This is a genomic window from Pseudomonas sp. RC3H12, from assembly GCF_018596375.1.
In the GTDB taxonomy this organism is placed as follows: Bacteria; Pseudomonadota; Gammaproteobacteria; order Pseudomonadales; family Pseudomonadaceae; genus Aquipseudomonas.
Map to the genome: position 1 here is coordinate 1,641,717 of NZ_CP075595.1, position 18,257 is coordinate 1,659,973.

At 61.4% G+C, this 18,257-nt stretch carries 21 protein-coding genes; 13 read left to right on the top strand and 8 right to left on the bottom strand.

Annotated features, from left to right (window positions below; all coding sequences use genetic code 11):
• Positions 1-17 precede the first annotated feature (17 nt).
• From KHO27_RS07525 to KHO27_RS07540, 4 genes are all read left to right on the top strand, one after another.
• The gene (locus KHO27_RS07525) at positions 18-1,301 is read left to right on the top strand and encodes an arsenic transporter (protein ID WP_110699602.1); all 1,284 of its coding nucleotides are present in this window, start codon (positions 18-20) and stop codon (positions 1,299-1,301) included.
• A 27-nt stretch (positions 1,302-1,328) separates the two neighbouring features.
• Positions 1,329-1,799, top strand: coding sequence for an arsenate reductase ArsC (locus KHO27_RS07530; RefSeq protein ID WP_110699600.1), 471 nt, complete (start codon positions 1,329-1,331; stop codon positions 1,797-1,799).
• A gap of 12 nt (positions 1,800-1,811) precedes the next feature.
• Entirely contained in the window at positions 1,812-2,513 is a 702-nt protein-coding gene (gene arsH, locus KHO27_RS07535) for an arsenical resistance protein ArsH (protein ID WP_110699598.1), read from the top strand.
• A 304-nt stretch (positions 2,514-2,817) separates the two neighbouring features.
• Positions 2,818-3,252 carry a PRC-barrel domain-containing protein gene (locus KHO27_RS07540; RefSeq protein WP_110699596.1) on the top strand — a complete coding sequence of 145 codons (435 nt, stop codon included), beginning with the start codon at positions 2,818-2,820 and terminating at the stop codon, positions 3,250-3,252.
• A 142-nt stretch (positions 3,253-3,394) separates the two neighbouring features.
• On the opposite strand, the gene KHO27_RS07545 is transcribed toward KHO27_RS07540, so the two are convergent.
• Positions 3,395-3,838 (bottom strand): GFA family protein, encoded by a 444-nt coding sequence (locus KHO27_RS07545; protein ID WP_214501534.1) that lies wholly within the window; start codon positions 3,836-3,838, stop codon positions 3,395-3,397.
• 174 nt (positions 3,839-4,012) lie between these two features.
• A complete protein-coding gene (locus tag KHO27_RS07550) occupies positions 4,013-4,735 on the bottom strand; it encodes a tellurite resistance TerB family protein (RefSeq protein WP_110699592.1) in 723 nt (240 codons plus the stop codon).
• A gap of 277 nt (positions 4,736-5,012) precedes the next feature.
• Between KHO27_RS07550 and KHO27_RS07555 the strand changes: the two genes are divergently transcribed.
• Genes KHO27_RS07555 through KHO27_RS07570 form a run of 4 tightly spaced genes read left to right on the top strand, consistent with a single transcriptional unit; the run spans position 5,013 to position 7,129 of the window.
• The gene (locus KHO27_RS07555; RefSeq protein WP_214501535.1) at positions 5,013-5,666 is read left to right on the top strand and encodes a hypothetical protein; all 654 of its coding nucleotides are present in this window, start codon (positions 5,013-5,015) and stop codon (positions 5,664-5,666) included.
• A gap of 22 nt (positions 5,667-5,688) precedes the next feature.
• The gene (locus KHO27_RS07560) at positions 5,689-6,213 is read left to right on the top strand and encodes a hypothetical protein (protein ID WP_110699588.1); all 525 of its coding nucleotides are present in this window, start codon (positions 5,689-5,691) and stop codon (positions 6,211-6,213) included.
• A complete protein-coding gene (locus KHO27_RS07565; RefSeq protein WP_214501536.1) occupies positions 6,210-6,764 on the top strand; it encodes a hypothetical protein in 555 nt (184 codons plus the stop codon). The genes KHO27_RS07560 and KHO27_RS07565 overlap by 4 nt, the downstream gene beginning before the upstream one ends.
• Before the next feature lie 50 nt (positions 6,765-6,814).
• Positions 6,815-7,129 carry a hypothetical protein gene (locus KHO27_RS07570; protein ID WP_214501537.1) on the top strand — a complete coding sequence of 105 codons (315 nt, stop codon included), beginning with the start codon at positions 6,815-6,817 and terminating at the stop codon, positions 7,127-7,129.
• 97 nt (positions 7,130-7,226) lie between these two features.
• Here the strand turns inward: KHO27_RS07570 and KHO27_RS07575 are convergent, their stop codons facing one another.
• The 3 genes from KHO27_RS07575 to KHO27_RS07585 are packed head-to-tail and all read right to left on the bottom strand — an operon-like array spanning position 7,227 to position 9,480.
• Positions 7,227-8,465, bottom strand: coding sequence for an MgtC/SapB family protein (locus tag KHO27_RS07575; protein ID WP_111532439.1), 1,239 nt, complete (start codon positions 8,463-8,465; stop codon positions 7,227-7,229).
• The gene (locus tag KHO27_RS07580) at positions 8,450-9,259 is read right to left on the bottom strand and encodes a helix-turn-helix domain-containing protein (RefSeq protein ID WP_214501538.1); all 810 of its coding nucleotides are present in this window, start codon (positions 9,257-9,259) and stop codon (positions 8,450-8,452) included. The genes KHO27_RS07575 and KHO27_RS07580 overlap by 16 nt, the downstream gene beginning before the upstream one ends.
• Positions 9,260-9,261: 2 nt before the next feature.
• On the bottom strand, positions 9,262-9,480 hold the full coding sequence (locus KHO27_RS07585; protein WP_214501539.1) for a hypothetical protein: 219 nt from the start codon (positions 9,478-9,480) through the stop codon (positions 9,262-9,264).
• Positions 9,481-9,795: 315 nt separating this feature from the next.
• Between KHO27_RS07585 and KHO27_RS07590 the strand changes: the two genes are divergently transcribed.
• Positions 9,796-10,722: a universal stress protein gene (locus tag KHO27_RS07590; RefSeq protein ID WP_111532436.1), complete on the top strand. Its 927-nt coding sequence runs from the start codon at positions 9,796-9,798 to the stop codon at positions 10,720-10,722.
• A 28-nt stretch (positions 10,723-10,750) separates the two neighbouring features.
• Here KHO27_RS07590 and KHO27_RS07595 read toward each other — a convergent pair whose 3' ends face one another.
• Positions 10,751-11,299 carry a GNAT family N-acetyltransferase gene (locus tag KHO27_RS07595; protein ID WP_111532435.1) on the bottom strand — a complete coding sequence of 183 codons (549 nt, stop codon included), beginning with the start codon at positions 11,297-11,299 and terminating at the stop codon, positions 10,751-10,753.
• Between the two features lie 181 nt (positions 11,300-11,480).
• On the opposite strand from KHO27_RS07595, the gene KHO27_RS07600 reads away from it, so the two are divergent.
• From KHO27_RS07600 to KHO27_RS07610, 3 genes are read left to right on the top strand one after another with little or no spacing between them, the layout of a single operon-like run.
• A complete protein-coding gene (locus tag KHO27_RS07600; RefSeq protein WP_214501540.1) occupies positions 11,481-12,407 on the top strand; it encodes a universal stress protein in 927 nt (308 codons plus the stop codon).
• Positions 12,398-13,765, top strand: coding sequence for an MBL fold metallo-hydrolase RNA specificity domain-containing protein (locus tag KHO27_RS07605; protein ID WP_111532433.1), 1,368 nt, complete (start codon positions 12,398-12,400; stop codon positions 13,763-13,765). Before KHO27_RS07600 ends, KHO27_RS07605 begins: the two co-directional genes overlap by 10 nt.
• A gap of 20 nt (positions 13,766-13,785) precedes the next feature.
• Complete coding sequence (locus KHO27_RS07610) at positions 13,786-14,430, top strand: hypothetical protein (protein WP_250888425.1); 645 nt, start codon at positions 13,786-13,788, stop codon at positions 14,428-14,430.
• A 219-nt stretch (positions 14,431-14,649) separates the two neighbouring features.
• Here KHO27_RS07610 and KHO27_RS07615 read toward each other — a convergent pair whose 3' ends face one another.
• Both KHO27_RS07615 and KHO27_RS07620 read right to left on the bottom strand, forming a co-directional pair.
• Positions 14,650-15,219, bottom strand: coding sequence for a GNAT family N-acetyltransferase (locus tag KHO27_RS07615; protein ID WP_111532431.1), 570 nt, complete (start codon positions 15,217-15,219; stop codon positions 14,650-14,652).
• A gap of 198 nt (positions 15,220-15,417) precedes the next feature.
• Positions 15,418-15,843, bottom strand: a complete 426-nt coding sequence (locus KHO27_RS07620) for a potassium channel family protein (RefSeq protein WP_111532464.1) — start codon at positions 15,841-15,843, stop codon at positions 15,418-15,420.
• Between the two features lie 286 nt (positions 15,844-16,129).
• Here KHO27_RS07620 and KHO27_RS07625 point away from each other — a divergent pair, with 286 nt between their 5' ends.
• A complete protein-coding gene (locus KHO27_RS07625) occupies positions 16,130-18,211 on the top strand; it encodes a hybrid sensor histidine kinase/response regulator (protein ID WP_214501541.1) in 2,082 nt (693 codons plus the stop codon).
• Positions 18,212-18,257: the final 46 nt, after the last annotated feature.

The window sequence follows — 18,257 nt, forward strand, 5'->3', positions numbered from 1 at the left end:
CACTGTACGAGGTCATCATGCTGGTAGCGATTGCAGTCTTCGTTTTCACCCTCATCCTGGTCATCTGGCAGCCGAAGGGGCTTGGCGTTGGCTGGAGCGCAGCGCTCGGTGCCCTCATCGCCCTGGCGGCAGGCACCGTTTCGCTGCACGACATCCCGACTGTGTGGGCCATCGTCTGGAACGCCACCGTCACCTTCATCGCCGTCATCATCATCAGCCTGCTGCTGGATGAGGCCGGTTTCTTCGAGTGGGCCGCGCTGCACGTGGCGCGCTGGGCAAACGGCAGCGGCTATCGCCTGTTCGCCTTTTGTGTGCTGCTCGGCGCCTCTATGTCGGCGCTGTTCGCCAACGATGGTGCGGCGCTGATCCTCACACCTATCGTGATGTCGATGCTGCTCGCGCTACGTTTCTCGCCCGCCGCGACACTGGCCTTCGTCATGGCGGCCGGTTTCATCGCCGACACGGCGAGCCTGCCGTTGGTGGTCTCCAACCTGGTGAACATCGTCTCGGCCGACTACTTCAAGCTGGGCTTCAGCGAATACGCTTCGGTGATGGTGCCAGTGAATCTCGCCAGTGTGTCGGCAACCCTGCTGGTGCTGTTCCTGTTCTTCCGCCGTGATATCCCGAGACAGTACGCGCTCGCGGCCCTGAAGATGCCAAACGAGGCAATTCATGACCGCGCAACCTTCAAGGTTGGTGGCTGGGTGCTGCTGGTGTTGCTGATCGGCCTGTTCGCTCTGGAGCCACTGGGTATCCCGATCAGTGCGGTAGCTGCAACTTGTGCCGCGATCCTGTTTACCGTCGCCGCCCGTGGCCACCGCATCTCGACCCGGCGTGTGCTGCGCGAAGCACCCTGGCAGGTGGTGATCTTTTCTCTCGGTATGTACCTGGTGGTATACGGTCTGAAGAACGCCGGCCTCACCGACATGCTCACCCACCTGCTCGACCGCCTTGCGCAGCAAGGGCTGTGGAGTGCCGCCATCGGCACCGGGCTGATCGCTGCATTGCTGTCCTCGATCATGAACAACATGCCCAGCGTGCTGATCGGCGCTTTGTCGATCCAGGCCAGCGAGGCGCAAGGACTGGTACGCGAGGCGATGATCTACGCCAACGTCATCGGCTGCGACCTCGGCCCGAAAATCACCCCCATCGGCAGCCTCGCCACGCTGCTCTGGCTCCACGTACTGGAGCGCAAAGGCATGCGCATCACCTGGGGTTACTACTTCAAAGTCGGCATCCTGCTGACGCTGCCAGTTCTACTGATCACCCTTTCGGCTCTGGCATTGCGCCTCAGCCTCTGAAACCCGCCACGAAGCGCAGGAGCCCTCATGCGAGTCCTATTCATGTGCACGGCCAATAGCTGCCGCAGCATCCTTTCCGAGGCCATGTTCAATCACCTGGCCCCTCACGGATTTGAAGCCGTCAGTTCCGGCAGTTACCCGAAAGGCCAAGTGTTGCCTCGCAGCCTCACCACCTTGCAGCATGCCGGCATCTCGATCGAGGGTCTGAGCAGCAAGGGCAATGACGCGTTCGAGCGTTGCCCTCCTGACATCGTCATCACCGTTTGCGACAACGCTGCCGGCGAAGCCTGCCCCGTGTATTTCGGCCCTGCGCTGAAGACGCACTGGGGGCTGGAGGATCCGTCCGCTGTCGTGGCTGACGAAGCGTCGGTCGACGCTGCATTCCGCGCAACGCTGGCCCGGATCCAGTCTCGCTGCCAGGCCTTCTTTGCGCTGCCATTCGAACATCTCGATCGTGAGCAGCTCAAAAATGAGCTGGATCGCATCGCTACGCTTTGAGCAGGAGGAAACATGTCCGAGCAACTGCCTAATCTCGATCTCTCGCTGTTCGATCTGCCGCCAGCGGCAACCCGCTCCAGCGAGCACAAACCGCGCATCCTGTTGCTGTATGGATCGACCCGCGAACGTTCCTTCAGTCGCCTGCTGGTGGAGGAAGCTGCACGCCTGCTGGAGCACTTCGGTGCCGAGACCAAGGTCTTCAATCCGTCGGGCTTGCCGCTACCTGACGATGTACCTGTTGAGCACCCCAAGGTGCAGGAGCTGCGTGATCTGGTGCAGTGGTCGGAAGGTCAGGTCTGGTGTTCGCCAGAGCGCCACGGTGCAATGTCAGCGGTGTTCAAGGCGCAGATCGACTGGATTCCTCTGGCACTGGGTGCGGTTCGCCCCACTCAAGGCAAGACCCTGGCGGTCATGCAGGTGTGTGGCGGCTCGCAGTCATTCAACGTGGTCAACCAGTTGCGCGTGCTTGGCCGCTGGATGCGCATGTTCACCATTCCCAACCAGTCTTCGCTGCCCAAAGCCTACCTTGAGTTTGATGACGCCGGGCGGATGAAACCCTCGCCGTACTACGATCGTGTGGTGGACGTCATGGAGGAGCTGGTGAAGTTCACCGTTCTGTTGCGCGACCGCCAGGCGTTCTTGGTGGATCGCTATTCGGAACGTAAGGAAAACGCCGAGCAACTCGCTGCCCGTGTGAACCAGCGCTCGATCTGAGACGGATGCCGCTTCAGTCGTCTCCACGTCCCACCGCTGGTCGCAAATAGCGAACGGCTGATGATGCTCATCACTCTCCTGTTCTGAGCACCGCAGCAACGGATCCAGGCCCTCGAAGCTTAGTGTCCTAGCCCGTCGCTCGCTGTCCCGCCCGTCTCTCTTACGAGCCTTGCTGATGCAGGAGAGATACCGTGCGGTTAAAAAATGTCTGATCACGCCGGGCATCTCCGCCGGCGTCACCCGAGCAGCCTTGAACCAAGCGTCGAGATGCTCACTGCCTATGGCCTCTGGCCAGGAGCGCACTATGAACTTCGAAGAACGCGACAAGTACGGTATGTACAAGGGACGGACCGATTTCACTGTCGAGGGAGACCGCGGACCGGGGCCGCGGCTGATGGGGGCGGAAACGCTCATCGGCAACGACGTGTATAACACGCAAGACGAAGACTTGGGTGACATCAAGGAAATCATGTTGGACACCGCCAGCGGCAAGGTTGCGTACGCTGTACTGTCGTTCGGCGGTTTCCTTGGGATGGGTGAAAAGCTGTTCGCCGTGCCGTGGGGGGCTTTACGCCTGGATACGGTGAACAAGCGCTTCGTCCTTGATGCCGACAAGGACCGCCTGAAGAACGCCCCAGGCTTCGATAAGGACAACTGGCCAAACATGAGTGACCCGACTTGGGGCAGAGGTATCCACGACTACTACGGCACCACGTGGGAAAACGATCCCCGGCTGTGACGTGCCAACCTGCTTGGCCGGGCTCCCGGCCAAGCCTATCCTGATCAACAGGACCGTGACAGGCGGCTTTGGGTCGATGGACGTGCTCTTCGCAGCGAGAGCCACCCGCCCTCGCAGCACGGTCTCCAGGCAGGCTGTGCAGTCACTCTGCGGTGCTTTCGTATCGCACCCATCCTGCAACCTCTGAGCCCCCGACTACACGGTCTTTAGGATGAGTCCGACCTTCACAGACAGGCACCTCTGGGAAGTCAAATGGGCTCATGCCCTCAATGCAGGCCACATTAACTCCGTACTGATCAGGCGCAGAACGGCGCTGGTGGAAGGTGTAGATGCCACACTTCGAGCAGAAGTAGTGCTTTGCTTCGCGTGTGTTGAACTGATAAAGAGTCAGCGCCTCTTCCCCTTGGGTAACAGTGATGTCGCCAAGGTTAGCTGATACCGCCACGGCACCACGCATACGGCAGAGAGAGCAGTTGCACCTGCGCGCTGTACGCGTGCCGTCGGTCAAGCGCAATGAGAATTGCACCGTCCCACAATGGCAGGCTCCTTGGTAGACAGCGCGGTTATCGTTTGTTTCATTGAGCATGGCATTCCTCTACTTGAGTCTGGGAACGGATGGCCGGCCCGGCAGGTTGGGGCGAGTATTTTGAGTCGTAAGTGGTCACTCGCAGATGGTAGCGATCGCCCCACGGCTGTCGTTCGCAAAAGTCTTGCCCACTCTGGCCGCGGATCAATGGCGAACACAGTCATTGCCGCCCGGTCAGGCTACTCCCTTGGCCTGCTGCTCCAGATGCACCTGCAGTGCCGGATCGAGTTGCAGTGCGCCGGCCAGCTCATCCAGGTAGGCCCGTTCAGCTTCCTGCTGGTCATCCACCAGCATCACGCTGGCCAGGTACATTTCTGCGGCCATGGCCGGGTCCCGCGCGGACTGCGCCACTTCTGCAGCATCGAGTGGCTTGCCGACTTCTTCATCCAGCCATTGCTGCAGTTGCGGGTCGCTGGTCTGGCGTTTGATTTCGGCGTAGATCAACTGTTCTTCCTGCTGGTCGATGCGCCCGTCGGCCTTGGCCGCCGCAATCAGTGCGCGCAGGATCGCATGGCTGTGATCCTCGGCCTCGGCGCCGGACAGTTGATCCACCGTGCGGACCGCCTGCTGCGGGGCTGTCGCCTGGCTGCGCTGCCAGCTTTGATAGGCCTTGAATGCCATCATCCCCAGCGACGCCAGGGCCGCGTAATTGACGCCACCTGCGGAACGCCCCTGGGTATAGCCGCCAGTGTTGCTGCCACCGCCGCCCAGCAGTCCGCCCAGCAAACCACCAAGGCCGCCACCGCCAGCCGTTGTACCGCCACCGCCAAGCAGGCCGCCGAGCAAGCCACCCAAGCCACCCAGGCTGTCTTGCGATGACCTGCCGCCGCTCCCTTGTTGCGTCTGCGAAGCTTGTCCGGCCCGAAGCAGCTGTTCGAGTAGATCACTGGTATTCATGGCACCGCCCTCGTCGGTCGTGGTCGCCCAGACAAGCAACGATAGCCCCCTGAAGGCGATCCGCCATGACCGCCTGACCAATGGGGCGTTCGGCTCAATGCGTTGTCTTTGCTCGGATTGAGGGAGGGCAATAGTGCCTGCGCAAGGGTGGTGGCAAAAGGCCGTATTCCTGCTCGCCTGATCCCTTGCCGCGCTATATCATTGCGCCCCCGCAGCTGAGGTGCTTGCTCGCTGATTGCAGCTGCCGATGGATCGAGACCCGCCCCAAGGATTTTTCATGTCTGGATTGCTCCGTGCGTTCGCACGTCTGTTACCGCTTGCCCTACTTACCGGCTGCGCCGCCAAATCTCCCGCCCTGGTCAGCGAGGCCCTGCAACCGGCCGCTGGTGGTCCAGTAACGTACCTGGTAGGCAGCATCGGCCCCCTTGGCCGTGATAGTGCCTACACCAACCAGCGTATCCTCCTGCGCAAACGTGGCGCACAGGACGGCGCGGCGGCATGGTGGGGTTTCGCCGAGGTGGCCCACACCCCGAAGGACATCGAAGAGGTGCGCGGCCCCGACAAGCAGGCGTTGCCCGGCGAGGCCAGCGTGTTCGTCATGCCCCTCAAGCCCGGTGACTACGAGTTCTATGACTTCCAGTTCTTCTGGAACGGCTACAACGGTGGCTACAGCTCCATCCGGGCACGGGAACAGTTCCTCGTGCCCATGCACCTGGAAGCCGGCAAGGCGTACTACATCGGCGAATTCCGTTCGCGTTGCCTCGGGCCTTCCGCCTGCCTGTTCTTCCATGGCGACCAGCAGCCGCGCGATGAAGTGATCGCCCGGCGCTACACCCCCGCATTGCCGCCCCTGCAGGCCCTGAACTTGAACATGGCGCCAGCATTCCCCTTCGTCATGCCACTGCCCCAAGCCGCCCAGCCGGCGAAGTGACCCGTGCCCAGGAAAACCCGCAATGAAAAAGACTCTGTTCCTCAGCGCCAGCCTGCTGCTGGCCGGCTGCGCAGGTACCCAGACCTTGCCCGATCCGCGCATCGAGGCAGGCCAGGATTACCTGCCGCCGATCGCGGTAATGGTCGATTCGCTTGAACACGGCACCGAGCTGCGCAATTACCTGCGCGAGAGCGGCGTGTTCAGCAAGGTCGAGAACGGTGCCGCTGGCGAAGGGCAGACCCAGGTGATGGTCAAGCTGGATGCCCAGCGCAAGGTCGCGCCTGCGCCGTTGCTGTTCCTCAGTGCCGCCACTCTGTTCCTCTTGCCCTTGCAGAGTGACCTGGACACCAAGGCCGACTTCACCGTGATGCGTGATGGCAAGGTGCTGAAGCGCTATCACTATGAGAACTACATGGCCAAGTACGCCTGGCTGCTCGACCTCGGTATTCCTGAGCGCGAGGAAAACATCCGTCGGGTCGCCCGTGCTTTCGCCCGTGACATGCAGGCCGCCAACCAGGCCAGCAAGCCGCTGGAGGCGCAGCGATGAACAACCTGGTCAAGGCGGCGCTGATGGCGGCCGGGCTGGCATTGCTCGGTGGCTGTAACCCGTCGATGAAGCCGCTGGGCTATCACGCGCAAAAGCCCTATGTGCCGATGAGCCTGTTGGTGATGCCGGATGGATACACCCGCTTGGACGTCCAGAAGCGCGACGAGCTGACCAAGGCGGTCAGGTCGTCGGGCGCGTTCTCTTTCGTCGACCACGGACTGCCGCGCAAGGGTTACGCCCTGGTCATCAGCCAACCGCCAGGGGAAGGGGCTGGTTTTCTGGTCGCGCTCAACGCCCTGACGCTGCTGACGTTCCCGATGCCCTACAGCTACGTGCACAACCTCACCGGCAAGGTCTACAAGGATGGCGAGCTGCTGCGCAGCTTCAGCTACAAGCGCGAGGGCATGAGTGTGGGCGCCTGGTATGTGCCGCCACCGATCACCGAGAACCAGCGGCAGATGCTGACTGAACTGATGCGCGACCTGGAGGCCAGTGGGCTGCTTCCCCATGTTGACGATGCGGGGCAGGTTGGGTTGGTTGATCAACGGTAAGTCGTGGGCAGGCCAATGAATTCTCCGTCGCGCAGCAAGGGCGCTTGAACATGGCCAGAAGCGCAAGACTTCAAAAGAAATTGCACGAGCGCCATCTGATCGAGGTCGCCGAAGGGGTGGTGTTGAATGACAAGCTCGTCGAAATGCTATGGGCACTCGATCATGGCGAGATATTCGAGTTGAACTCGGGTTCGTTTAACGCTGGCGCCATCCTCCGATACCGCTTGAACTATGTGATAACGAGAGGGCCGGTTGCCGGGCACTGGTTATACAGAGCGTTCGACCCTGGGGAGTTGGCCTTGTTCTTCACGGCGAAAGACGTCGAAGGTTTGGGGCATGGTAGGACCTTGTTCGAGGATGAGTGATCCAGAACGGGCGTCGTTCTGAATGTGACTTGCCACCGCCCAAGTGTTCGAACTGCGCGTCAGCGACTGTGGGGCGATCGCTGGCGGCAATGGGGCGTTACGCCAGCATCCCCAGCCACATCGTCCCAAGAATGATGAGCTGCGCCGGCACCAGGTACCGCGCAAAATCGTAGCCACCATTGCTGAACGCCAAAACACATTTGGTCAGCGTGTTCCCCGTCAAAGCCATCATGCCCGGTACCACCAGCTCGGTCATTTGCAGCCGACCTGCAACCACCAGCGAGGCTGCTGACGCCGTTGCCGCGTGGGCATCGCCCAGGCCGCTGACGAACGCTGCGATGCTGGCACCGTTGTGTCCCAGGTGTTCGAGCAGAAACGCCGAGAGCAAAGCGATACCGGTCAGGGCGAGCGTGATGATGAGGGCTGTCCACAGGTTGAAGGCGCCAGTGCCTGGATTCACCGCCGAGCAGCTTGAGTCGGCGCGCCAGGGCGCGAGCAGTAGCACGCCATAGAGCGCGGTAACCAGCGCGCCGAGGCCGACCGCTGGCAGGAAAGGGCCGAGCAGGTGACGGTCGATGAAGATCAGCACCAGGGCGAACTGGGTGATGGTGGCCAGGTTCGACAACACCGCCGCCGCCGCGAAGGGGCGCACCGCTGCGCTTTGTCGTCGGGCTTCATGGGCCAGCAGGGCAATGGTCGCCGAGCCGGAGGCAAAACCTGAAGCGATGGCACTCAAGGGCAGGCCATAGCGCGGGCCCAAGAGGCGTATGGCGATATGGCCCAACGCTGCCACCGTCATCAGCAGGACGACCAAGGTACAGATGGTGCGTGGGTTGAGCACGTTGTAGGGGCCCAGAAAGCGATCCGGTGTAAGTGGCAATACCACCAGGGCTACCGTCAGCAATGTCAGCCCATCACGCAGCTCCTGTTCGCTCAGTCGCTGCAGCACGAAATGATGCAGCTCATGGCGCAGGGCCAGCAATACGGTCGTGACCACACCAGCTGCAGCGCCGAGCTCAGGCTCGGCAACGCTCAGCGCGCCCAGCACAAGCACCAGCAAGAGGGCTATCTGCCCTGTCACATCCGGCATTCTCCTGGGCGAGTGGCGGTATTGCAGGCAGAGCAGCAGTACCAGGCCCAGGCTCGTTGTGCCGACCAGCACCGGTCCTGCCAGCAGCATGCTGACATAGCCAAGCAGGGCAGTGATGGCGAAGGTCCTCAGCCCCGCTGCGGCAGGTTCCTCGTCGCGACGTTTCTTGCGTTCGCGCTCAAGGCCTACCAGCATGCCGATCCCCAGCGCCACGGCGCCGTGGCCAACATTCAGCATGTCGAGCATGGCGCTTTCAGGCTTTGCTTGCGTTCACTGTCAGGGCCGCCTTGCTCGAGCGCCATCAACGCTGGCATGTCAAGTATTTCCACCAGCCTGCCGCATAGGCTGACGATGCCTTGCGCACGCAAGCGGGCGACCGAACGGCATACGGTCTCCAGGCGCAGGCCCAGGTAAGATGCCATGTCCTCTCGTGACATGCGTAACATGAAACCATGGGCGGAGTAGCCACGGTTGACGAAGCGCCTGGACAGCCCGATCAGAAAACTGGCCAGGCGCTGCTCGGCGGTGAGGTTGCACAGCATCAGCACGCGCCCGTGCTCACGCACGATCTCCCGGCTCATCAAGCGGTTCAGGCTTTGCTGCAATACCGGAAAGTCGCGTGCCAGCGCTTGCAGGCGACGATACGGCACTGGGCAGACTTCGCTGTCTTCCAGGGCAATCGCGTCGCAGACATGGTGGTCGGTGGCGATGGCGTCCAGGCCAAGCACATCACCCGTCATCCAGAAGTTGATCACTACACCCTGGCCTTCGACGCTGTTCAGGCTGGTCTTGAAACTGCCGCAGCGCACGGCATAGAGCGTGGTCAAGGGGTCATTGGCATTGAACAGCGCCGCCCCTTTGCGGATACGCATGCGTGGCCCGATCAGCGCGCCCAGGCAGCCGGTGTCATGCAAGGGCAGACCGGTGGGCAGGCACAAGCCGCTGACCCTACAGTCGCGGCACAATGTCGCCAGTGGTTCCAGGTGAACCGCAGGTGAAGGAGGCTGCTCGAGCAGTGTGACTTTCAGTTGGCCAGACATGTTCAGGCCTCCTTTGCACATCGCCGGCCAGCCCGGACTGTCACGCCTGGGCGGAGCGACGAATCCGCGAGCATGTCCAGCGAATGCGGGGCGTTGAGGCGGGCGTTGAGCCGCTCGACAAACTGTTCGGCTTCAGCGGCGGTGCTGAAACCTACCCGCCAGTCGTCCATGCGGACCCAACAGCGGTTCCGTTCGGTGTTGTGCTCGATGTAGGTGTTCATGGGTGCCTCCGGAGCATGCATGGGCAGGAAAACTGCGGAACAATGCGAAGCGAAGGCGTCCCTGCCAGCACGATTCGGTTTCTGTCGCCGAACACCGTTGCGTTGATGAGGGCCATGGCACGCCTCCGGAGGCTGGAGATTGTTGTTGATATGTGAGTAGCGTGCGCCCGGCAAGCGGCGATACGTTGATCCTCGTCAAGTTTTTGTGCAGCGGGATATGCCGTTGGTCCGTGGGGCGTCAGTTGACAAACGTCAAGTCTGCAAAGCACGGCTAAACGATGCTTGGGTTACGTATCGCAACCGCCGAGGTGTGCCATGGAAACCCTGCAAAGACTGCTGCTGATCGCATCGCCCCTGATGCGCCGAACCCCCGTCTACGACCGCGCCGCAGCACTGGCCAAGGCCAAGGGCATGGCGTTGCACATCGTGGCTTTCGATTATGTGGAAGGGCTTGCCACGGCGGGCCTGGTGAATGACCAGGCACTGGCGGTGATGCGCGAAGGCTACGTGCGGCAACACCGGGAATGGCTGGAAAGCCAGGCGCAGTCGATGCGGCGCAATGGTGTCACGGTCACCACCGAGGTGGTGTGGGTGCAGCATCCCTTGAGCGAGATTCTGGTGCACCTGCGCGAACAGCCGTTCGCCATGTTGATCAAGGCGTTCGAGCATGAACCCTGGTGGGCGCGTGCCATGTTCACCTCCCTGGATATCCAGCTGCTGCGTGAAACCCGCATCCCGCTGCATCTGGTGCACAAGGCCAGCCATGCGCTGCCGCGCCGGATCCTCGCGGCTGTGGACCTGTCCAGGCCCGAGGATCAGTTCGAAGGCTTCAACGACCAGATCATCAGCGAGGCGTTGAAACTGGCCCTGCAGTGTAACGCGCAGATCGAATTGCTGTATGCCTATGACCTGGGTTCGATGTACCTGGACGCCGGCGGCAGCCGGGAGCATTCGTTTCTGTTCGATTCCAACCTCGCCCAGACGCTTCACGAAGCCCAGAGCGATGCCTTCCAGGCCCTTGCCGAGCGCAATGGCATCGCCGTCGAGCACCGGCACATGCGCATAGGCGACCCAGCCAAGGTTCTGGCCGTGTTCATGGATAACAATGATATCGATGTGCTGGTGATGGGCAGTTATCACCACCACGGCATTGGATGGTTCATCGGCAGTACCGCGGAGCGGGTACTGCATCGCTTGTCCAGCAGTGTGCTGGTGATTTCCCCCGAACATGCCCAGGGGTAAGGTACAAGGCCCGCAAGGGCCTTGGTTTTCAGGCCCGCAGGTCAAGTTCGTGAAGGATCTCGCTGACATCGCCGCCCAGGTAACGTGAGGTGAACCCCTGCGCCTTGGTCAGGCGGTGCATGGCGTAGTTGTTCGCCAGGTCCCTGGACATCATCCACTCATAGCCATTGCGCCGCGCCGCTTCGATCAGGTGCAGCAACAGGCGCTTGCCCAGACCTCTACGCTGCCAGTCCTCCCGCACCGCCACGGCACACTCGCAGCACGGGCTACCCGATATTCCGGCGTAGCGGCTGACGCCAATCTGCTGCAAGCAGCCGTCGACGTGAGCCAGCGCGACATAGGCCATGCGCTGGTGGTAGTCGACGGGCATCCTTTGCGGGTCCAGGCTGGGCAGGCCGCTGCTGATCCCGGCGATGAAGCGGAAACGCCGGGCCTCGGAGGTGATCGACCTGAGGAACTGCCGGTCGCGGTCGTGATCTTCCTCGCGCAGCGGCCGGATCAGCACGGGCGTGCCGTCATCAAGCTTTTCGACCCAGTGCTCGCAGGCGCCCGGCTGTTCGGTCTGCTGCGTATTCATATTGCCTCCCATCACCCGGATAGATGCCTGAAGCCGTTGTAACGTGGACGGCCGCCGCGGTTCTGACAATCGTCAAGTTCGGACCGGATCACGCGTTTCTGATCTGCATCAAGCGCCAGCGCGACCACCCCCGGAAAATCCCTTTCATCGCACCCCAGCGGCGCAAGTCCGGAGGTCCACCATGAGTCAATATCGACAGTTGCTGGTGCTGATTATCGACGTCGATCCGCATTCAGCCGCGCTGCGTAGGGGGCTGGCGCTGGCGCATGCCAGCGGAGCCCGCGTGCACGTGCTGGGGGTGTTCGTGCCAAGCGAGGCGCACCTGCTGCGCGAAGAGCGGCTGAATGAGGCCGATATCAAGCGCCAGTACGATCACTATCGCGAGCAGTTGCGAACGCTGGTCGAGCGGCACCGCAGCAGTGGTGTGGCACTGACGGTCGATAGCCTCGCCGCCGAGGATGTCCGCAGCGAGGCCCTTGACTATATTCGCGAACTGCAACCGGACATGGTCATCAAGGACAGTGAAGCCACGTCGGCCATGGCGCGGCTGTTCGGTACCCCGTTGGACTGTGCGCTGATGCGCGGCTTCAAGGGGCTCACCCTGTTCGTGCCGATGGCGGCCGCCTCATTGCCCCGGCGTGTTCTCGTAGCCGTGGACACCCGCTTCAGCGAGACGCCAGCCGTACAGGAACAGTTCAACCGTGGACTCATTCGTGTTGCCCAGGCCTTGGCACTGCAGTGCGATGCCGAGTTGCACCTGCTCTCTGCCTACAACATGGCCGGAGTGTTCGCAGCGGATATCAACGTCACCCAAGCGTGGATCGAAGAGATGCGCGAAGCACTGCAGGAATCCTTCAATGCCTTGGCTGAGGCCGAAGGGGTGGCGCCGGACTGTCGGCACTTCATGGAGGGCGGACCGGTGCAGGTGATCCGCGAACAGGTCGCGGCCCTGGAGGTCGACGCCGTGGTGATGGGTGTGGTGCAGCCCAAAGGGCTGGACAAGCTGCTGGGCGATACCACTGAACGTATCGTTGATCACCCACCGTGCAGCGTGCTGGTGGTTCATCCCCATGTGTTCGAAACCCAGGAGCCTTGGCCATGCAACTGACCTTTCTCGGCGGCACCGGGACAGTGACCGGCAGCAAATTCCTGTTGACCCACAACAGCACGCGGGTGCTGGTCGACTGCGGACTGTTCCAGGGCTACAAGCAATTGCGTCTGCGCAACTGGGAGCCCTTGCCACCGGCACTGCGGGCGCTCGATGCGGTCGTGCTGACCCATGCCCATCTCGATCATAGCGGCTACCTGCCGGTACTGGCCAGGGAGGGCTATAGCGGGCCGATCTATGCCACCCCGGCAACCTGCGCCCTGGCTGAAGTGCTGTTGCTCGACAGCGCGCGGCTGCAGGAAGAGCAGGCCGAACATGCCAATCGCCACGGCTATTCCAGACACACGCCGGCGCGGCCGCTCTATACAGAACAGGATGCAAAGCGGGCGCTGGCACTGTTGCGCCCGGTGGAGCTGCACCAGGCAATGCCGATCGCCGAGGGCATGGACCTGCTGTTGCGCACGGCAGGCCATATCCTGGGTGCGGCAACGGTGCAGCTCAGTGCACAGGGGCAGACCTTGGTCTTCTCGGGTGACTTGGGCAGGCCGCAAGACCCGATCATGCGGGCGCCGGAGCTGATCCGAACGGCGGATGTGCTGCTGGTGGAGTCCACCTACGGTGATCGCCAGCACCCGACAGAATCGACCGAGCAGTACCTGGCCCAGGTGATCAACCAGACACTCCTGCGCCATGGCATTGTCCTGGTGCCGTCATTCGCTGTCGGGCGCGCCCAGCTGCTGATGTATTACCTGTACAAGCTCAAGCGTGACCGGCTGATCCCGGATATCCCGGTGTACCTCAACAGCCCGATGGCCACCGATGCCACCGCCCTTTATCAGCAGTTTCGCAACGAACATCGGCTAACGGCGGCGGAGTGCGCCGCGATGAGCAAGGGCACGCGTATCATCCGCACGGTCGATGAGTCCCGCCACCTCGACCAGCTGCGCGAGCCGGCGGTGATCATTGCCGCCAGTGGCATGGCTACCGGCGGCCGGGTGCTGCACCACCTGAAGGCGCTAGCCCCCAATCCGCGCAACAGCATCCTGTTCTCGGGTTTCCAGGCGGGAGGCACGCGCGGCGCCGATATCGTCGCTGGCGCCCGCAGCGTACGCCTGCAGGGCGAAGACGTTCCCATTCGGGCGCAGGTGCACGCCATGGAAAACCTTTCGGCCCATGCCGACGCCGACGAGATCATGGAGTGGTTGCGCGGTTTCACCCGGCCACCGCGGCAGACCTATGTGATCCATGGCGAGCCACATGCCGCTGACACCTTGCGACGGCGAATCAGCCTGGAGCTCGGTTGGCAGGTGTGCGTGCCGGAATATGAGGAAACCGTTGCCATCGACCCTGTGCGCTGAACCCGGCGCGGGAGGTAGTCATGAACACGCAAGCACGAGCGAAACTACGGGCCTGGATGCACCGGCCCAGGGGCAGCCTGGGCTGGATCGTGGCCATTGTCGCGTTACTCGTCGCGGCATCTGTCTACCACGCCTTGAGCCCCAGCTGGCGCATGCCCATGCGTGATCCGGTCGTGCTCCTGAGCCTGCTGGCATGGAGTGTGGCGCTGGGCTGGGCCGTGCAGCACGGAGTGAAACGCACGGTCGGCAAAACCATTTTCAACGGCCAGGAGTCGGGCTGGCAGGCCAGGCTGGCATTGCTGCGCTCGATCAGCCGGGAGTCGAATGTGCTGATGGGCATGCTGTTGCTCCTGGCGGTGCTGGGCGCTGCCACCGCATGGCTGGCCGGGCGCTCTGTGGCGCAGATTGTTGAAAACTGCTCGGCCAACCTGCAGGCACAGGTGCAGGTGCCCGAAGATGAGCAGCTTGCGGCGCTGGTCGGCAAGCCCGTATGCACCTGCCTGGCGCAAACCTTTCTGGAGCGAAATGGGGTGATCCGCCTGGCGTTGTTCGAGACACCGCTGCAGAAAGTGAGCGGCCTGCGGGCGCTGACCCCTGCTGATGAGCAGCGCTGCCTCGCGCAGTTCGACCTGGTGCCCGAGGAAGGCAGTGCAACCAGGCCTTGAACCCAGGCGGTTGCCATCATGGGCACGCCTACGCAAGTAGGCCGCCGCGCCTTAGGCTTTGTACGAAAAGTGCCTGCGCGACAATCATGCTGCGTTGAAAACAGGCTCGGAATGCTCATTTACAACCCGTAAACTTCGCTTCCTCGCCTGTTTTCGCCTTGCCTGATCGCCGCTCGGCTACTTTTCGTACAAACCATAGGCCTGCGCGGCGGCCAGGGATCAACTCAGGATGAGCAGATGAATAACCTGGCTCAGGTCATCCGGGTCGGAGGTTGTAGTGAAGCCTGCCGCCTTGGCCAGGTCGCGCATGGGCTGATTGGCTGCCGAGTCGATCGAGTACATCTGCCGGAATCCCTTGGCCTTGGCGTGATCGATCAGGTGCCTGAGCAACAATTGGCCCAGCCCATGATGTTGCCAGCTGTCGAGTACCGTCACCGCGCACTCGCATTCATCCTTGCCGGCACAGGCGGCGTAGCGCGAAATGCCTACTTCCTGCAGTTCTCCGTCCACATGGGCGAGGGCGACATAGGCTGCCTGCCGGTTCTGGTCGACCATCATCAACTGGTCGAGCATGGCTTCACCGGGTTCCTTGACCTGGCAGAGGAAACGAAAATGCCGCGACTCAGGCGACAAGCGCTCGATGAAGGCCTTTTCGCGTTGCCGGTCCTTGGCTTGCAACGGTCGGATCAGCACATGGCTGCCGTTGTCCAGGGCTTCGATCCAGTGCTCGCCAGGGGGTGTTGGAAACACGGGTTTGGAGGGTTGGCGTGAAGTCTCGGCGGGGGGCATGGCAATATCCTCGGCAGTGATTGAACCAGGAAACGCCAGTGTGGGCGATCCACCTGAAACTGACTTGACAGTTGTCAAAGGCGTGCAAGAGCCCCCGATCAAGCCTTCATCAACGCTGGCGGGAGGAAGATCTGCGCACCGAGGGTCTCTCAGCTTCTTCTGGCCTTTTGCGCTTCTGAACACCTGGCTACTCGACCTTCATTTGGCTTTCCAGTACTTCTGCATTTCCAGAAACAGGAATGAAGCAGTCCAGGTGATCAGCACCAGGCCCGTCAGCGCCTGCAGGCCGGTGAGGTATTTGAGGTGGCCGGTGGGGACGATGTCGCCGAAGCCTATGGTGGTGTAGGTGGTGAAGGAAAAATACACGCAGTCCAGAAAGCTCCCGTCGAAATGTCCGCTGAGCGTCCCCCAGCCCTTGGCATGGGCCATCAGGTAATAAGCCAGGGCGAAGCACCAGACTTCCACGGCATGGGCCAGCAACGCGCCGAACACCCCCGCGACGATACGGAACCGGCTCCACAGCCTCAGGCGTGGTAACCAGTCATTCAGGCGCAGCAGGCATTCGTAGTGGATGACCACCACCAGGATAACGATCAGCATGTTGATCAGCGTGACAGTGAGCATCATCGTTACTCGGGACGGGGTTGCACGGTCAATGCTAGCTCACGCCCGGCACCGACCAGGCTGCACGCTCGACGACTTCGCGCTTGCAGCAAATGGCTGGCAATCGTGTGATCGCAGGTACCTTCAAGTCTGTTGGGAACCATGAGTAGTGCAGTATTGATGTCAAAAGGCCGCCTTGCTGGAACGCCTTTGGTTGCCAGAAGTCTGAAGGGGTGGGTGGCCATTTACCAGCAACTATCAAAGCAGGTATCAGTCCAGAACGAAGCACAACGAAAGAAGGTGTGTAATGGACACGATAGGCACTCACACAATCGAGCGAGAAAGTGGCGATGAGCCTCAAATGCTGCCGGCGGATGCGTGCGAACGTCTTCAGCTGGCACTGGAAGCAGGGGCTATCGTGGGCACGTGGGTCTGGGACATTTCAAAGAACTGTGTGACGGCTGACGAGCGCTTTGCCCGTACCTTCGACCTTTCACCGGCATGTTGCGCGCGCGGTATCCCCATTGAAGAGGCACTCACTTCGATCCATCCAGAGGATCATGTACGTCTGGATGAGGCCATTGAAGACGCCATGGTTCGCGGGGGCGCGTTCCGGTGTGAATACCGCGTCAAGCAGACCGATGGAGGCTACCGGTGGATCGAGGCCAATGGCCGTGCCCAGCACGATGATAAGGGCGTAGCGGTCAGATTCCCGGGAGTGCTGATCGATATTGAATCGCGCAAGGCGGCGGAAGCTGAACGCGATCGCGCATCGGCGTTGCTTCGCGCGTTCACCGCGGCTGTTCCTGGAGTGGTGTACGCCAAAGACCGCGATGGCCGGCTCTTGATAGCAAACGATGGTGCCACGCGGCTGATCGGTAAGCCGCCGGAGTTTTATCTAGGCAAGACCGACTTGGAAATACTCGAGGACAAAGCGCAGGCCCTCAAGGTGATGGAGACGGACCAACGCATAATGCGCGGCGCCATGGCGGAGCAGATCGAGGAGCGAGTGGACATGCCGGATGGCTCGGAAACGATCTGGCTATCCGTCAAGGCACCGATGCTCAACGCTGCAGGCGAGGTGATTGGGCTGATTGGCTCATCTATTGATGTAACGGCAAGGAAGAACGCCGAGGCAGCATTGTTGGAACTGAACCAGAACCTGGAGGCGAGGGTCGGCGAGGCCATTGCCGAACGGGAGGCTGCGCAGGCGGCCCTTCGCCACTTGCAGAAGATGGAGGTGGTGGGGCAATTGACGGGAGGAATCGCCCATGATTTCAACAACTTGCTTGCAGGTATCGTTGGCAGTTTGGACCTGATCAAGGTTCGCTTGAGCAAAGGCCGCACGGCCGATCTTGAACGATATCTCTCGGTGGCCTATGGCGCCGCCCAGCGGGCCACGGCACTCACACATCGTTTGCTTGCCTTTTCACGCCGCCAGACGTTGTTGCCTCAAGTCACCAATGTGAACGAGCTGATCGCTGGCATGGAAGAACTGATCCGTCGTACCGTCGGCCCATTGATACGTTTGCAAGTAGATCTCTCTGCAACGAGCTCTACGTGCTTGATCGACCCTGGCCAGATGGAAAACGCTTTGTTGAACTTGTGCGTCAATGCAAGGGATGCCTTACCGGAAGGCGGAACCATCGCTATCGAGACGTCGAGCGTGACCCTTGAGGAAGGGGCCGGGCTGGATCCGGATTTACAGCCTGGAACTTACCTGAGCATCCGTGTGGTGGACGATGGCATCGGAATGAGCGAGGAAACCCTGGCCAAGGCATGTGAGCCGTTTTTCACCACCAAGCCAACAGGCGCAGGCACCGGCCTTGGGCTTTCGATGATCTATGGGTTTGCCAAGCAATCCCGTGGGCAGATGAAAAATGAATCGGCGTTGGGCAAAGGTACGAAGGTCTACTTGCAGCTACCCAATTGTGCCGAGCCGACCCAGGCGCCACCGCCCACTGCAGTCACAAGTGCGGTGCCGCAGGTCTGTGAGGGGGAAACGGTTCTGGTCGTCGATGATGAACCGTCCGTTCGAATGTTCGTCAGTGAAGTCCTTGGCAGCCTTGGCTATGTTGTCGTGGAAGCTGCCGATTCCCAGGCAGGTTTCCAGGTGCTGTGCTCGGACACGCGTGTGGATCTGCTCGTCACCGATATTGGTTTGCCGGGTGGGTTCGATGGCCGGGAGATGGCCGAAAAGGCCCGTCTAAGCAGGCCCGGATTACCTGTTCTGTTCATGACGGGGTACGTTGAACCGCAGATTCTTGAAGACTACCCACCAGGCCCGGCGATGGCTGTAATTATCAAACCATTCAGTCTGGATGCGTTCAGGCGAGCCTCCACGCAGTGCTGCAGGAGGCTCTCTCGATTGCGCAAGAGCCATGATTGACGGTTCGGCTATGGCGACGACTACTGGCAATGGTCGCAGAAGGCAT

What these genes read in the sequence shown, in the direction of transcription:
- KHO27_RS07620 (WP_111532464.1), bottom strand. Translation starts at nt 15,843, where the DNA reads ATGCTCACTGTCACGCTGATCAACATGCTGATCGTTATCCTGGTGGTG.
- KHO27_RS07615 (WP_111532431.1), bottom strand. Translation starts at nt 15,219, where the DNA reads ATGCCCCCCGCCGAGACTTCACGCCAACCCTCCAAACCCGTGTTTCCA.
- KHO27_RS07560 (WP_110699588.1), top strand. Translation starts at nt 5,689, where the DNA reads ATGAAAAAGACTCTGTTCCTCAGCGCCAGCCTGCTGCTGGCCGGCTGC.
- KHO27_RS07550 (WP_110699592.1), bottom strand. Translation starts at nt 4,735, where the DNA reads ATGAATACCAGTGATCTACTCGAACAGCTGCTTCGGGCCGGACAAGCT.
- KHO27_RS07565 (WP_214501536.1), top strand. Translation starts at nt 6,210, where the DNA reads ATGAACAACCTGGTCAAGGCGGCGCTGATGGCGGCCGGGCTGGCATTG.
- KHO27_RS07570 (WP_214501537.1), top strand. Translation starts at nt 6,815, where the DNA reads ATGGCCAGAAGCGCAAGACTTCAAAAGAAATTGCACGAGCGCCATCTG.
- KHO27_RS07555 (WP_214501535.1), top strand. Translation starts at nt 5,013, where the DNA reads ATGTCTGGATTGCTCCGTGCGTTCGCACGTCTGTTACCGCTTGCCCTA.
- KHO27_RS07605 (WP_111532433.1), top strand. Translation starts at nt 12,398, where the DNA reads ATGCAACTGACCTTTCTCGGCGGCACCGGGACAGTGACCGGCAGCAAA.
- KHO27_RS07540 (WP_110699596.1), top strand. Translation starts at nt 2,818, where the DNA reads ATGAACTTCGAAGAACGCGACAAGTACGGTATGTACAAGGGACGGACC.
- KHO27_RS07595 (WP_111532435.1), bottom strand. Translation starts at nt 11,299, where the DNA reads ATGAATACGCAGCAGACCGAACAGCCGGGCGCCTGCGAGCACTGGGTC.
- KHO27_RS07525 (WP_110699602.1), top strand. Translation starts at nt 18, where the DNA reads ATGCTGGTAGCGATTGCAGTCTTCGTTTTCACCCTCATCCTGGTCATC.
- KHO27_RS07545 (WP_214501534.1), bottom strand. Translation starts at nt 3,838, where the DNA reads ATGCTCAATGAAACAAACGATAACCGCGCTGTCTACCAAGGAGCCTGC.
- KHO27_RS07625 (WP_214501541.1), top strand. Translation starts at nt 16,130, where the DNA reads ATGGACACGATAGGCACTCACACAATCGAGCGAGAAAGTGGCGATGAG.
- KHO27_RS07530 (WP_110699600.1), top strand. Translation starts at nt 1,329, where the DNA reads ATGCGAGTCCTATTCATGTGCACGGCCAATAGCTGCCGCAGCATCCTT.
- KHO27_RS07590 (WP_111532436.1), top strand. Translation starts at nt 9,796, where the DNA reads ATGGAAACCCTGCAAAGACTGCTGCTGATCGCATCGCCCCTGATGCGC.
- KHO27_RS07610 (WP_250888425.1), top strand. Translation starts at nt 13,786, where the DNA reads ATGAACACGCAAGCACGAGCGAAACTACGGGCCTGGATGCACCGGCCC.
- arsH (WP_110699598.1), top strand. Translation starts at nt 1,812, where the DNA reads ATGTCCGAGCAACTGCCTAATCTCGATCTCTCGCTGTTCGATCTGCCG.
- KHO27_RS07580 (WP_214501538.1), bottom strand. Translation starts at nt 9,259, where the DNA reads ATGTCTGGCCAACTGAAAGTCACACTGCTCGAGCAGCCTCCTTCACCT.
- KHO27_RS07600 (WP_214501540.1), top strand. Translation starts at nt 11,481, where the DNA reads ATGAGTCAATATCGACAGTTGCTGGTGCTGATTATCGACGTCGATCCG.
- KHO27_RS07585 (WP_214501539.1), bottom strand. Translation starts at nt 9,480, where the DNA reads ATGAACACCTACATCGAGCACAACACCGAACGGAACCGCTGTTGGGTC.
- KHO27_RS07575 (WP_111532439.1), bottom strand. Translation starts at nt 8,465, where the DNA reads ATGCTCGACATGCTGAATGTTGGCCACGGCGCCGTGGCGCTGGGGATC.